We start from the raw sequence: 13682 nt of genomic DNA on the forward strand, positions 1-13682 counted from the left end.
CCGTTTCAAGGAAGCACGACCAGTGAAAACAGCGATACCGAAAAAGCGACCTTTTTCAGCTCGGTCCTCCAGCCTACGCGAGCCCGCAAAACCCCAGGAGATTGTTGTGTATCGTTGGGGACGCATCTTTGCTGCTCTCTTCGTATTAATTCTGATGGTAGGGGGCATAATCTGGGGCGCTTTAGAGATCTTTGGCACCGGGGAACAAAAGGAAGCGCTGGTAGAGAATCAGAGCGTTGAGGCGCCTTCTCTCCCGTCGGTATTTATCGATGAGCCCGCGCCCGAGCCTCCATCTATCCAGTTACCGAAGACCGCAGCACGAGAAGAACCGGAAGTTGGCGCAAGCCCTCCCATGCCGGACCAGACAAATCCAGTTCAGGCAGAAGTCGCCGAGCCGCCTGCCTCCATGTCCGAAACTGCCTCGGAAACCGCATCGAGTGAATCCAGTGCAGAACCAGCACCCCCTCAGTCGGCCAGTCAGCCGAGCGAACCGGTGTCATCGGTAGAGCCCGCCTCCCTTCCGGCGCCGGCTGCAGAAGAATCCGAACCGTCCCGGGAAGATGCTGCCTCCATCGAGCTACTTTCTGATCACATAATCCGGGCGCAACTGAGTACCGGCCTGGAGGAAAAAGAGCCAATTGACGAAATCCCGAACGTTTTAAGGATGGACAGTGACGGACTGATTCGAATTTACCTGTTTACCGAAATCCAGGGCATGGAAGGTCAGCTGCACTTCCACGACTGGTACCTGGAGGGCGAACGGGTTGCGCGGGTGGAAATCAGGCCGTCGGTTGACCCCATGCGCGCATCCTCAGCCAAGTATATCGACCGGCACATGTTGGGAGACTGGCGAGTTGAGGTGGTGACAGAGGAAGGCGAGCTTTTGGCCAAGGGGGCGTTTTCCGTTCTCCCTCAATAAACGAAGTCGGAAGCAGAACATGTAGAAACCCGGGACAGGCCTGTTTTTCAATAAGCTTTGTGGGGCTTGTCCCTCAGCCCAAGCAAAAATAAGTCTGTCCCGGTTTTCCGTTTTCCTCGATTTTTCATTTTTCGATTGACTCTCACATTATGAGCAACTACTTTTACCTCAGCGGGTGACATACGCCCGTTTGTAGTTCTCTGAATGTTGCTTGGCGCAGGAAATCGATGCCTTCTGGCGATCCGAAAGGATCATGACCGGTCACCGCGGGTGTCCTTGCCTCTCAGCAAGCGCGTAGCGCGCGATCTGAGTAACGGGCATGGCCGCCGACGGTTGTCTGGCGTAAAGGAAGGGAGTCTACTCGTAGTCAATGTATATATTCCTGTTTCGGGGAAGTTTGGTCTGGCGCTCCTAGGAGCCTAAATCCATTAACTTAACCGGAGGATCCACATGGATCATTTCAAAATAGAAATACAGGTAACATTCGTAAACAAAGAGAACGCATCCAAGCTGAATGAGAATGATGCTAAGGGTGTGAAACAAGTTGACTCGAGTACAGGACAAAGGTGGCATGGGTTGCCAGCCATCAAGTCTTGGGTTTTTATTCTGATAATGATTGTAAAATCGTTTTTTAGTTAAAGCCGACTCCCCCCCTTTTGCTTTTTCTGCTAATCGTCCCGAATCGGCCAAGGATGACTTTTGGACAAGCCCTATTATCCGCATCTTCCAATATCCACGAATGAGACACTGGCCAAAACGCTAGGAGTTCATCCCAAGCTTTTACAGGACTTTTGTGCTCGCTCAAATAGCTCATACACATCGTTCTCTGTTACGTCAAAATCTGGCAAACAACGCATCGTTTTCGAACCAAAATATGAACTCAAAAAGCTACAAAAACGCATTAATCACCGAATTTTTGAAAAAGTTAGGTTTCCGATTTATCTTCAAGGCGGAATAAAAGATTACGAGAAAAAGCGTGATTACGTGGAAAATGCGAAAATACATGCGAACTCCAAAACTTTAATATCTTTAGATATAAAGAATTTTTACGATAACATTGGAGAAGCTTATGTATATCGAGTATTTAAATATTTTTTTAACTTTCCAGACGAAGTTTCAAAGACACTAACAGCACTGGTCACATTAAACGGGCGAGTCCCTCAGGGAGCATGCACATCCTCATACATCGCAAACCTCATATTCTTTAACTCGGAATATCGGATTGTTGCAAACTTAAGAGGACAAGGAGTTAAATACACAAGGCTGCTAGATGACATTACTCTGTCCATCGAATCTGAAATTAGTGAAGAGCACACTAGCCAACTAATAAAAGATGTCATTGCTCTATTTAAAAAACACGACCTGAAAGTTCAAAACAAGAAAACAAAGATTTCAGTAAAGCACTCTCACGCTCAGCCATATGATGTTACAGGCCTTTGGATTGGTCATTCAAAGCCAAAGTTAAGGAAAAGTGAACGCCGGTATATACGGCAGTTAGTATTTGAGTGTGAAAAGAAACATTCGCAAGGCTCAGCAGAGATTGATTACCATAAATTTTGGAATCATGTCTCTGGGCAAGTAGCAAAAATGCACCGTTTAGGTCACAGTCAAAGTGCCGATCTAAGGTCCAGACTAGCAATGATACTTCCGACTCTCGATGATCTTTCTGAGAGAAAATTGGAAATTGATTTAAACAAACTCATTAATTCGAAAAAACAAACGTCACTTAAATATGGTGATATCACTAGAATCAACAAAGTTTTCTATACACTTGGAATACTATCCAGAACAAAAAGAAATAAATCAAGAAAACTGAGGCGTAAACTTAAGAACGCTTATCCTAAAATCCCCACCAAAGTAGAATACTGGCTATGACTGACGAAAAAGAGCATGGAACCGTTCGAATGTTTGATCCATTTAAAGGATTTGGTTTTATCAGACGCGAAACAGGTAAAGATGTTTTTGTATTCTTTGAAGATATAAAAACAAAAGACAGAGCGTTAGTCGAAGGAGACAAAGTTAGATTTGATGTGAAAAAGGAGCACAAGGGACCCAGAGCCTACGACGTAGAAAAAACTGGATAATGATTACTTTTCCGCTATCAAACCGATGGCTTTTACCATTCGCATCCTAAATTTTAGTGGAAAACACTATATATTATATTTGAGTGCCTAGTTTCAATCGTGGAATGTTTTAAATATTCTTCCCGTTTAAGGTAGTGCCATCTTAGCGTCTTTGCCAGCAGTTAATATCATTGGAAACGTGGATTTTATTAGTCAAGCACCTCCCGCGGCTCCATGCAAAGAAGGTACAGTCGATCACGTTATAGTAACCAGGTTTTTCTCTATACTCAGAATCGGGACTCACACAGACGCACAATCCGCAAGCTCATGTAGAAAATAAATCTAGCCCGGTTTTATTTCCGGTTCTCTTCCTGGTTTTGGCATGCCAAAAAATCGTCACCTTAATGCTACTACACCTTATTTGAACCTCTACTATAACCAATTGACCTCGCAAGACTTAATGTAATTTTAGCGATCAAACAAAGCTTTTGCTTTTCTTTATCAGAAGTATGAACGAGAGAACCGGGACACCCATTAGCCAGCCGGAGTCAAGACACAATAAAAGACCTGACCGCTTTTTTATTGCGGTTTTTGGTTCCCTCAGATGCACACCCGCTATTTCAACTTTGGTTACGGACTGATCCGCACCAGACACCCATCAGGGTCAAGGATAGCTCGCCGAGCTATCCCCTGGCTTTCACCCCAAAAAATCATCCGTGCCTGACCGTGTCCAAGTGTTACAGATAGATGGTTAGCCGCTCTCGCGGTGCCAGTCTCAGAGTGGTTCACGGCCACGGCGCATCAGCGCACTTAGCGTGCTCGGGAGAGTGCGTGGAGACCCATTCAGATCTCTGGTTGAACCATCCCGGTTTCCGGGTTGCTCCACACACTCAAATCGTCATCAGGCAAAGAGTCTGGTTTGGTCAAAAGGCACCTGGTCGCGCATCACGTAGTAACAGGCTCTGGCCATTTTATGGGCCAGGGCTTTGGTTGCCAGGGCACCATTGCGCTGCGCCCGTTTGCGCTGGTAGAACCGGTGCGCCGTCTTATTGTGCCGGATGATGCTGAGGGCCAATTCAACGAACGCCCATCCCAAATATTTGTTTCCGTTACGCGTGTTGTTCTGCCCCTTGGCTTTGCCGTTGCTCAGCCGCCGACTGTTCACACAGCGACAGTAGGACGCATAGCGACCAACGGTCGGGAAGCGCGTAATGTCGCCAGTTTCCAGTGCGATGGTTAAACCCAGGGTAGGACCGACGCCATCGACGGTCAGTAACATCTGAAATGCCTTGTTGAAACGCATCTGCTGGCTGATCTGTCGTTCCAGCATCTGAATTTGTTCGTTCAGAGTGCGGATCATCACCAGGTGGCAGTGCAATGCCCTGCGTAAATTGGGGTGATCAAAGACCTTCAGCAGTTCAGGTTGAGCTCGTTTGAGCTCGGTGCTATCGACACGCTGACTGGTGGACCGCCAGATCTGACTTTGAGCGCTGATCAGATGCATGGCTCGCTCACGAACCAGCAGGAGCCGTTTACGCAACAGGTCTCGCAGGGTGCGTTCTTCAAAGGGGTAGATGTAACCGGTGGGCAAGATGCCCAGGCGCATCAGGTTGGCTAACCAACGGGCGTCTGAAACATCATCGGTGTGCTTCAGCCCTTGGTATTGCTGTACGGCCTGAGGATTGACCAGCATCAGTTCAAAGCCGGCAGCCTGCAGGCCATCTACCAGCCAGTACCAGTTGAAGGTCGATTCGACCGCGACGGCGTGGAGCTCCGCCTGGAAAGGACGTAGTGCCGCTTTGATCACCTCAATATCGTTTGGCAGACGTCGCTGGAAAACGATGTTGTCCTGAGGGTCGATAATGACGGCAACGCTGTTGTTGGAATGAAGATCAATGGCGCAGAATAGACTCATGTCAGCCTCCTGTAGTGGCAGGTTTGTTTTGCCAACTACCAGCCTACTCCCGATGACGGGCTATGGGAGGCTGGCTACATGATCTTCAGATCTATTTTTGAATCGATATCAACCTTCTGCCCCAGCACTACCGGCTCCAAAATAACTTTCGTGAAACGCCGCCTTAGCCCGCATCCCATAATTCACACACTCCACCATGTGCCGGTCCGACTTCCAGTTATCACAGCCCTCGGGTGCCACATAATTCTCATTAAAGGCACGTTCAAAGGCACGCTCCTTCGCTTGCCGGGCTTCCGCTAACCGTTGCCTCTGGTCTTCTGCCTGGCGAGCACGTTCGGCCTCAAGGTTCGGCTGTATCTTTGGGGCTTCAACCTCAGGCCTGGCTGTCACGTTTGCCTGGACACTTTGGGCCACACTCCCCGCAACTAGCCTGGTCAACTCGCCAGGGCCTCCCAAATAGACAAACACAACCATCACCGCGATGATGGCGAGCTTCGGTTTCAGCCCCCCGCCCTTGCGCCGGGGTTCGTTTCGATGAATTAGTCTGTCCCGGTCCGTGGCACCGCCAAAGTCCATCTGCTGGGTCTTGCCGGCAACTATCTCCTGCACATGTCGGACATGGGCCCGATGGGTTTTGAAGGATGCGGTCAGTCGCCTTGCCGCAATGCGTTCAATAACCTCACTTACCTGCTCTGGTGTAAGTACCGTGTTCAGGTGGGATTCGATAAACCGTAAATACCCACGGCCCTTCGTCACATTGGGAGGCATCTCAGTCTTGAAGGTCGCATCTCCCAAAAACACCACCAGCGAATGGATCTGGCTCTCAGTCAGGCCCAGCAGTGCCTGCAGGGTTTTTACATGTTTGTAGTTCTGATGCAGTGGGTTCTGGAACTTCTGGTTGTGCCTGAAGATTTTCTGGGTCCACTGACGCTGTTGGGCGTTACCAAAGATCCAGCCCTTCATGTTTTTGGTTTCCACTACGAACACGCCATATCGGGAAACGATGATGTGGTCGATCTGGGTGGTGCCGTCTTCCGTGGGCAGGGTGACATTCTTGATCAGGTGGTAACGGTCTTTGTCGAGGAACAGGCGAGCGGAGACGTTGACAATGAATTCGCCCAGATGGCCTTTGAACCAGGGAGAACGCAATACGGCTAACAGCAGTAAGAGCGGTATGAAATACCAGAAGTGTAAAAGAGGCTGTAGCAATACTGAGGGGTCCATCCGCCGTTATCCCTTACAATCAGGTGCTTCCGTAGTGTTTAGCTACCTAAGGTAGACCATCCCAACGCTTCTTGTCTGCTTTGATTACATAAATACGTAAATTTTATGCCACAAAAAAACTGCGAGGCATTGCCACGCAGCTTTTTGTTTTGCCGAAAATTTTTAGCTGGCTCTCTCGAAATAGAGCGACTTGAGCCCCACCAATACAGACGTCAGTCTTGCCCGTTCTTCTTATGGCGCATCAATGCATAGATCCCAACGGCAATAGCTGCTCCCGCAGCCAACAGGTATTCAATGTGCAGAACATCGCCAATGGCTTCATGGCCAGAATGGCCCCAAGCCGCTCCAGAGATCAGAATCAGACAGGCAGTCAGAGTGAGTCGGTTACTTATTTTCATAGCTGTATCTCCGTAATGCGTTAAACATTTAAAATCCGTCGTTGTTAAGCGGTCTCAGCCAGCTTCCCAGGCCGCCGTTCCGGCAACATCCCCCGCTCCAGAATAAAGCTGATAATCGTCTCCAGCCCTACCCCGTCATACAGGTTGGCAAACACAAAGGGACGCTCGCCGCGCATCTTTTGGGAATCCCGCTCCATCACATCCAGCGAGGCATGCACATACTCGGCGATGTCGATCTTATTGATGATCAGCAGGTCCGACTTGGTTATACCGGGGCCGCCCTTGCGGGGGATCTTGTCGCCGGCGGACACGTCGATCACGTACAGGGTGAGGTCCGACAGCTCCGGGCTGAAGGTGGCGGAGAGGTTGTCGCCGCCGGATTCCACCAGTACCAGTTCCAGGCCCGGGTGGCGTGCCTGCAGGTCGTCGATGGCGGCCAGGTTCATGGAGGCATCCTCACGGATGGCGGTGTGGGGGCAGCCGCCGGTTTCGACACCTAGGATGCGGTCCGCTGGTAGGGCATCGTGTTTGAGCAGGAAATCGGCGTCTTCGCGGGTGTAGATGTCGTTGGTGACCACTGCGATGTCGTAGTAGTCCCGCAGGGCCAGGCACAGCTGGCGCAACAGGGCGGTCTTGCCGGAGCCGACCGGGCCGCCGACTCCAACTCTCAGGCAATGTTTCATTTTTCATCTCCTCATTGTTTTCTTGCTCCGAGTAGGTCGGCAACCAGGAAACCCTTTTTGAAAAACGCTACAAGCACATCCATGTGCGCTTGGGCTCCGCCATCCATGGCTCCGCACATTTTCAAAAAGGGTTTCCTGCTCGCCTCCCCCATCATCGGAGTTGTTTTCTAGCTTCTGAAAAGCCGTGAATACTGGGTTTCATGCAAGGCGCTGCCGAGCGCCAGGCCCGGTATTACGGGGCCGAGTTCGTGGTCTTCTTTCTCCAGGGCGTTATCCACGGCCATCACCAGTTGCGGGCGTAGCCGTTCGGTCAGGCGCTGGGCGGCGGTGTGGCCCAGGGGCATGGCCTTGCAGGCCACGGCGAGCTGGTTTTCCAGCCAGGCCCAGGCAAAGCCGAGCAGGGTCTGGCGCACCGGCACATTGCGCCGGTGGGCAACCCAGGAAAATACGGTGACGTAGCCGGGTTCGTCGGGCATTAACGCCGGGGCGGGCAGCAGTTCCAGACTCGTCAGCAGGCGGATCAGGGCGGAGCCGAGACGAACATCTTCATCGCTCAGTTCAGCGGTTTCCCTGGTGGCGTGCAGCCAGTCGTTCCAATTGGCAATCGCCTCTGCGTCTGCATTCGCCCAGGCAAGTTGCAGCCTTGCCAGCAGCGGCAACTCGCACCGGCTCAGGCCGTCGTCCAGTACGCCGTCCAGCCATTGCCCCAGCTCGGCCTCGTTGGTCACCCAACCCAGTTCAAAGGCGCTTTCCAGGCCCTGGGACCAGGCAAAGGCACCGATGGGCAGAGCCGGGCTGACCAGTTGCAGCAGGCCCAGCAGTGCCAGGTCAGCGACCGGTGCCGAATCAGTGGGCATGGGGTTTCTCCGGGGCCGGTGTGTTGTCGGCTTCCGGATCGTGACTGTGACTTTCAATGTGGCTATGGCTGTGAGACTCAGCGTGGGAATGAGAATGCCCATGAGAGTGCCCATGAGAGTGCCCATGAGAGTGGCCGTGAGAGTGGCCGTGAGAGTGCCCTTGAGAGTGCTCTTGAGAGTGCTCTTGAGAGTGGCCATGGCCGTGGCTCTGGCCGGCTTTGTCGTAGGCACCCGGTTCCGGGTCAAACGGCGCCTGGTGGTGTTTCAGGGTGGCGCCCAGGCGTTCGGCCAGTTCTTCCAACACATGGTCCGGCGGGAAGCGCACCCAGCCTTTGCCTGCGTCCGGGCCGGTCTCGTTCATGCCGATGGCCAGTTGCACGTGGCGGTTGCCGAGGTGATAGCACAAACGCGCCAAAGAGAAACCGGCATCAAGCGTGGCGGTCACCACCGCTTCGTCGGCGGCGCGGATGCGGATGATTTCGCCGCTCTGGGCCTGCAGACATTCACCTTCGCGCAGCACCGGGCCACGATCGAGAAACAGGCCGACGTCGTGGTTGTTATCCGTGGTGGCCCGGAGACGGCCGCGAATGCGCAGCTCGTACGGCAGGGTCAGGCTGTCGAAGACTTCCGAGGGCGCCACCGGATCTATTCGTTTGGTCAGTTCAATCATGGTCAGATCCTTCGTATTGCAGGTCGGTCATTAAAACAGGTGATAGAGCTGGGCCAGTGGCAGCTCTGTGGCCGGCTCGCAGGTCAGCAGTTCGCCGTCGGCGCGCACTTCGTAAGTCTGTGGGTCAACGGTGAGGTGCGGGCAGGCATCGTTCAGTTTCAGGTCGGCCTTGCGCACGTCCCGCACGCCTTTGCAGGCGGACAGCGGGCTGTCCAGCCCCAGTTGCTCGCCAATCCCGGCGTCCAGGGCAGCCTGGCTGACAAAGCTCAGCCGGGTGGCACTGGCGGCCTTGCCAAACGCTCCGAACATGGGCCGGTAATGCACCGGCTGCGGGGTCGGGATCGACGCGTTGGGGTCGCCCATGGGAGCGGCGGCGATCATGCCACCCTTGATGATGGTGGCCGGTTTGACGCCGAAGAAGGCCGGCGCCCAGAGCACCAGGTCCGCCATTTTACCCACTTCCACCGAGCCCACTTCATGGCCGATGCCGTGGGTGATAGCCGGGTTGATGGTGTACTTGGCGATATAGCGCTTGGCGCGGTGGTTGTCCGCCCCCAGCTCTGTATCTTCCGGCAGTAACCCGCGCTGGGTTTTCATCTTGTGGGCGGTCTGCCAGGTGCGGCACACCACTTCGCCCACCCGGCCCATGGCCTGGGAGTCGGAGGCGATCATGGAGATCACACCCAGGTCATGGAGGATGTCTTCGGCGGCGATGGTCTCGCGGCGGATACGGGAGTCGGCAAAGGCGACGTCTTCCGGAATGTTGGGGTCCAGGTGGTGGCACACCATCAGCATGTCGAGGTGTTCGTCGATGGTGTTCACGGTGTAGGGCCGCGTCGGGTTGGTGGAGGACGGCAGCACGTAGGGTTTGGAGCAGGCGGTGATGATGTCCGGCGCGTGGCCGCCACCTGCGCCTTCGGTGTGGTAGGTGTGGATGCAGCGTTCCTTGAACGCCGCCAGGGTGTCTTCCACGAAGCCGGATTCGTTCAGGGTGTCGGTGTGGATGGCGACCTGTACATCGTATTTGTCCCCCACGGTGAGGCAGTTGTCGATGGAGGCGGGTGTGGTGCCCCAGTCTTCATGGAGTTTCAGGCCCATGGCGCCGGCTTTGAGCTGTAGCTCAAGGGATTCCGGCAGGCTGGCGTTGCCCTTGCCGAGGAAGCCGATGTTCATTGGCATGGCGTCCACCGCCTGCAGCATCTTGCCGATGTGCCAGGGCCCCGGGGTACAGGTGGTGGCGTTGGTGCCGGTGGCCGGGCCGGTGCCGCCGCCAAGCATCGTGGTGATGCCGCTCATCAGGGCCTCTTCGATCTGCTGGGGGCAGATAAAGTGGATGTGGGAGTCGATGCCGCCGGCGGTGAGGATTTTGCCTTCACCGGCGATGATTTCGGTGCCGGGGCCGATGACGATAGTGACGTCGGGCTGGGTGTCCGGATTACCGGCCTTGCCGATGGCGGCGATGCGGCCTTTCTGGATGCCGACGTCGGCTTTGACGATGCCCCACCAATCGAGGATCAGGGCGTTGGTGATGACGGTGTCCATCACGGACTCATCGGCACGCTGGCTCTGGCCCATGCCGTCGCGGATGACTTTGCCGCCGCCGAATTTGACTTCGTCGCCGTAGTGGGCGGTGTCGCTTTCCACTTCGATCCACAGGTCGGTGTCGCCGAGCCTTACCCGGTCGCCGGTGGTTGGGCCGTACATGTCGGCGTAGGCCTGTCTTGTTATCTTCATGCTATCCCCCTCATTGTGCTTGGGTGCCTGGGGCCGATCGGGTAAGTCTTTTCGGGAAACGCTCCTTGCGGCACATCCATGTGACGCTTGGGCTCCGCCATCCATGGCTCCGCACATTCCCGAAAAGACTTACCCGACCGACCCTGCTGATCATTTCGTGACGTCCAGCTTTCCCATGACTTCCTGTCGGAAACCGTAGATTTCCCGGCTGCCGGAAAACGGAATCAGGGTGACTTCGCGGCTTTGGCCGGGTTCGAAACGGATCGCAGTACCCGCCGCCACATCCAGGCGGAAGCCCCTGGCTTTCACTCGGTCGAAATCCAGCGCCGGGTTGGCTTCGGCGAAGTGGTAGTGGGAGCCGATCTGGACCGGGCGGTCGCCGGTGTTGGAAACCTCAATTTTGATGCGTTCGCGGCCTTCGCAGAGTTCGATGTCGCCGTCTTTCAAATCGTATTCACCAGGGATCATGGCGCGGTCCTCATACTATGGGGTTGTGAACGGTGACGAGTTTCGTTCCATCCGGGAAGGTGGCTTCCACCTGCACTTCGTCGACCATTTCAGCCACGCCGTCCATGACGTCGTCACGGGTGAGGATTTCGGTGCCGGCGGTCATCATTTCCGCCACGCTGCGGCCTTCCCGAGCGCCTTCCATGATTTCGGCACTGATGAGGGCGACGGCTTCGGGGTAGTTGAGTTTCAACCCCTTGGCTTTGCGGCGTTCCGCCAGCAGGGCTGCGGTGAACAGCAGCAGTTTGTCTTTGTCTCTGGGCGTTAATTCCATCGGTTATCGCTCCGTTAATCGCATATCGTTCAGGTCAGCCAGATTCTTGGAACGCTGGCTGGCTGGCCGGTGAGTCTTGGTCTGAGCAGTTCCCAGGCTTGCTGGCACAGCGCCCAGGCTTCGTTGCGTTCCTGCCCCAGGTAGCGCAGCAGCACCACGCCCCGGCGGCGAGTCACCGCCCAGCGGTGGCTGGCGGGCAGGGTTTCTCTGAGTTCTTCGATGGCGGCGGCTTCGTCGTCCAGGCCGACGACCCAGAGGGTGGCCTGGACGGTGGCGCCGCCCTGGCCCCAGTGGCCTTTGAACCGGGGATGGTTCGGGTCCATGGGCTGGCGCTCCAGCCACAGGGGGCGGCCGTCCATCAGCAGGCGGAATTTCTGTTCCAGGTGGCCGGAGACGAACGGCAGTTTGCTGGCCGGGCGGCCGAGGGCGAGGATTTCCCAGCCGATGCATTTGGCGCCGGTGGCCAGTTCGATGGTGGTGCTCTGTTCGCCCCGGGAGCCGTCAAAGGCGAGGGTTTCCTGGGGCAGGTATTCGAGGGTACCGCCCCTCTCCACGCTCAAATGAGTGTGTTGAGCCCAGGCGACGCCGTGGCTGTCGGCCTTGTAGAGTTTGGCGGCGGCCGGGGTGGTCAACAGGGTGTGGGCGCCCTCGCCCACCCGGGCCTGGATGCTCAGGGCATCGCCGCTGACCAGCCCGCCGGGCGGGTGCAGCAGGTACACGTGGCAGCAGCCGTTGCGGCCTTCGGGATAGAACGGGCGCTGTACTCGCAACGGGCCTTTATGACGCACGTGGGTCATGCGGGTGGCGGTGTTGTCGCCGTCCGGCCGGGCATCGAAGCCCAGGGAGATGGACGCCGCCCAGCGCCGGCCTTCGTCGAAGCGGTGGCCGGAGTCGTTCGCGGCTTTCAGTGGCTGATAGACCGTCATACCGTCAGGTGCTTCTTGATGAGTTCGTCGGTCAGGCCGGCGATTTCGCCTTCGGCCACGCGGCGGCCCCGGTCGAGGATGGCGAAGCGGTCGGCGTATTTGCGGGCGAACGGCAGCTTCTGCTCCACCAACAGCACGGTGAGGCCGTCTTCTTTGATCAGCTTTTGAATCACCTCGCCGATCTGCGCCACGATGTTCGGCTGGATGCCCTCGCCCGGCTCGTCCAGGATCAGCAGGCGCGGCTCGATCACCAGCGCCCGGCCGATGGCGAGCTGCTGTTGCTGGCCGCCGGAGAGGTCGCCGCCCCGGCGGTTGCGCATTTCTTTCAGTACCGGGAAGAGTTCGTAGACCCGCTCGGGGATTTTCTTGCTGCCGTCCTTGCACACGGCCAGGCCGGTGCGAAGGTTTTCTTCCACCGTCAATAACGGGAAGATCTGCCGGCCCTGGGGCACGTAGCCGATGCCCAGGCGGGCGCGGTCTTCGACTTTGCGTTTGGTGAGTTCTACGTCACCGGCGAACAGCAGGCTGCCGTTTTTGACGTCTTCCTCGCCCATGATGCATTTCATCAGGGTGGTCTTGCCCACGCCGTTGCGGCCCATTACGCAGGTGCACTGGCCCCGGGGCACGTCCAGGTCCAGATCCCAGAGGGTATGGCTTTCGCCGTAGAACTGGTTGAGCTTGTGGATTTTCAGCATTACGCCTCCTCCCCCAGATACACCTTGATCACTTCCGGGTCGTTGGAGACCTCATCCATGGTGCCTTCCGCCAGCACGCTGCCCTGGTGCAGCACGGTGACCTTGCGGGCGATGGAGCGCACAAAGCCCATGTCGTGCTCTACCACCACCACGGACTGTTTACCCGCCAGGCCGGTGAGCAGTTCGGCGGTGCGTTCCATTTCCTGTTCGGTCATGCCAGCCACGGGTTCGTCCACCAGCAGCAGACGGGGTTTCTGCATCAGCAGCATGCCGATTTCCAGCCACTGTTTCTGGCCGTGGGAGAGGATGCCTGCGAGTTTGTCCCGCAGGTCCTTCAGGCCGATCGTCTGCAGCACATCGTCGATGCGGTCCCGGTATTGCGGCTGCATAATGGCGGTCAGCGTGGGCAGGATGCGCTTGTCGGCGGCCATGGCCAGCTCCAGGTTTTCGAACACGGTGAGGGCTTCGAATACCGTGGGTTTCTGGAACTTGCGGCCGATGCCCAGGCTGGCAATGTCCGGCTCGCTTTTGGTGAGCAGGTTGTGGCGGCTGCCGAACCAGACCGAGCCGGTGTCTGGCCGGGTCTTGCCGGTGATGATGTCCATCATGGTGGTCTTGCCCGCGCCGTTGGGGCCAATGATGCAGCGCAGCTCGCCATCGTCGATGGTGAGGTTGAGGTTGTTGATGGCCCGAAAGCCGTCAAAGCTTACGTTGACATCTTCCAGGTAGAGGATGGGGCCGTGGCGCACATCCACCGGGGAGTCCGACGGGGTGAGAAAGTCGAACACCCGGTCACGGTTGGTCAGTTCGCTCATGA

The 13682-nt window shown here is 56.1% G+C and carries 15 protein-coding genes; 3 read left to right on the forward strand and 12 right to left on the reverse strand.

Features of this window, described 5'->3' with window-relative positions; genetic code table 11:
- Positions 1 to 106: 106 nt before the first annotated feature.
- The 3 genes from F6Y09_RS01080 (at position 107) to F6Y09_RS01090 (ending at position 3003) form a co-directional block, all read left to right on the forward strand.
- The gene (locus tag F6Y09_RS01080) at positions 107 to 919 is read left to right on the forward strand and encodes a DUF2914 domain-containing protein (protein WP_152205077.1); all 813 of its coding nucleotides are present in this window, start codon (positions 107 to 109) and stop codon (positions 917 to 919) included.
- Between the two features lie 699 nt (positions 920 to 1618).
- Complete coding sequence (locus F6Y09_RS01085; protein WP_152205078.1) at positions 1619 to 2794, forward strand: reverse transcriptase family protein; 1176 nt, start codon at positions 1619 to 1621, stop codon at positions 2792 to 2794.
- Positions 2791 to 3003, forward strand: coding sequence for a retron Se72 family effector protein (locus tag F6Y09_RS01090; RefSeq protein ID WP_152205079.1), 213 nt, complete (start codon positions 2791 to 2793; stop codon positions 3001 to 3003). Before F6Y09_RS01085 ends, F6Y09_RS01090 begins: the two co-directional genes overlap by 4 nt.
- A gap of 880 nt (positions 3004 to 3883) precedes the next feature.
- Here F6Y09_RS01090 and F6Y09_RS01095 read toward each other — a convergent pair.
- The 12 genes from F6Y09_RS01095 to urtD form a co-directional block, all read right to left on the reverse strand.
- A complete protein-coding gene (locus F6Y09_RS01095; protein WP_152205080.1) occupies positions 3884 to 4897 on the reverse strand; it encodes an IS110 family RNA-guided transposase in 1014 nt (337 codons plus the stop codon).
- Between the two features lie 108 nt (positions 4898 to 5005).
- Positions 5006 to 6121: a nuclease-related domain-containing protein gene (locus F6Y09_RS01100; protein ID WP_152205081.1), complete on the reverse strand. Its 1116-nt coding sequence runs from the start codon at positions 6119 to 6121 to the stop codon at positions 5006 to 5008.
- 212 nt (positions 6122 to 6333) lie between these two features.
- The gene (locus tag F6Y09_RS01105) at positions 6334 to 6519 is read right to left on the reverse strand and encodes a hypothetical protein (RefSeq protein WP_152205082.1); all 186 of its coding nucleotides are present in this window, start codon (positions 6517 to 6519) and stop codon (positions 6334 to 6336) included.
- Between the two features lie 44 nt (positions 6520 to 6563).
- Positions 6564 to 7202 carry an urease accessory protein UreG gene (gene ureG, locus F6Y09_RS01110; protein WP_152205083.1) on the reverse strand — a complete coding sequence of 213 codons (639 nt, stop codon included), beginning with the start codon at positions 7200 to 7202 and terminating at the stop codon, positions 6564 to 6566.
- Between the two features lie 167 nt (positions 7203 to 7369).
- Entirely contained in the window at positions 7370 to 8059 is a 690-nt protein-coding gene (locus F6Y09_RS01115; RefSeq protein WP_152205084.1) for an urease accessory protein UreF, read from the reverse strand.
- Positions 8049 to 8729, reverse strand: a complete 681-nt coding sequence (gene ureE / locus F6Y09_RS01120) for an urease accessory protein UreE (protein WP_152205085.1) — start codon at positions 8727 to 8729, stop codon at positions 8049 to 8051. Before ureE ends, F6Y09_RS01115 begins: the two co-directional genes overlap by 11 nt.
- Before the next feature lie 30 nt (positions 8730 to 8759).
- The gene (ureC, locus tag F6Y09_RS01125; RefSeq protein ID WP_152205086.1) at positions 8760 to 10463 is read right to left on the reverse strand and encodes an urease subunit alpha; all 1704 of its coding nucleotides are present in this window, start codon (positions 10461 to 10463) and stop codon (positions 8760 to 8762) included.
- 150 nt (positions 10464 to 10613) lie between these two features.
- A complete protein-coding gene (locus tag F6Y09_RS01130) occupies positions 10614 to 10931 on the reverse strand; it encodes an urease subunit beta (protein ID WP_152205087.1) in 318 nt (105 codons plus the stop codon).
- Between the two features lie 10 nt (positions 10932 to 10941).
- A complete protein-coding gene (gene ureA / locus F6Y09_RS01135; RefSeq protein WP_152205088.1) occupies positions 10942 to 11244 on the reverse strand; it encodes an urease subunit gamma in 303 nt (100 codons plus the stop codon).
- A gap of 29 nt (positions 11245 to 11273) precedes the next feature.
- Positions 11274 to 12170: an urease accessory protein UreD gene (locus F6Y09_RS01140; RefSeq protein WP_152205089.1), complete on the reverse strand. Its 897-nt coding sequence runs from the start codon at positions 12168 to 12170 to the stop codon at positions 11274 to 11276.
- Positions 12167 to 12865 (reverse strand): urea ABC transporter ATP-binding subunit UrtE, encoded by a 699-nt coding sequence (urtE, locus tag F6Y09_RS01145; protein WP_152205090.1) that lies wholly within the window; start codon positions 12863 to 12865, stop codon positions 12167 to 12169. The genes F6Y09_RS01140 and urtE overlap by 4 nt, the downstream gene beginning before the upstream one ends.
- Positions 12865 to 13680 carry an urea ABC transporter ATP-binding protein UrtD gene (gene urtD, locus F6Y09_RS01150; protein ID WP_425481804.1) on the reverse strand — a complete coding sequence of 272 codons (816 nt, stop codon included), beginning with the start codon at positions 13678 to 13680 and terminating at the stop codon, positions 12865 to 12867. Before urtD ends, urtE begins: the two co-directional genes overlap by 1 nt.
- Positions 13681 to 13682: the final 2 nt, after the last annotated feature.

This window comes from Marinobacter changyiensis (assembly GCF_009193265.1).
Lineage (GTDB): Bacteria > Pseudomonadota > Gammaproteobacteria > Pseudomonadales > Oleiphilaceae > Marinobacter > Marinobacter changyiensis.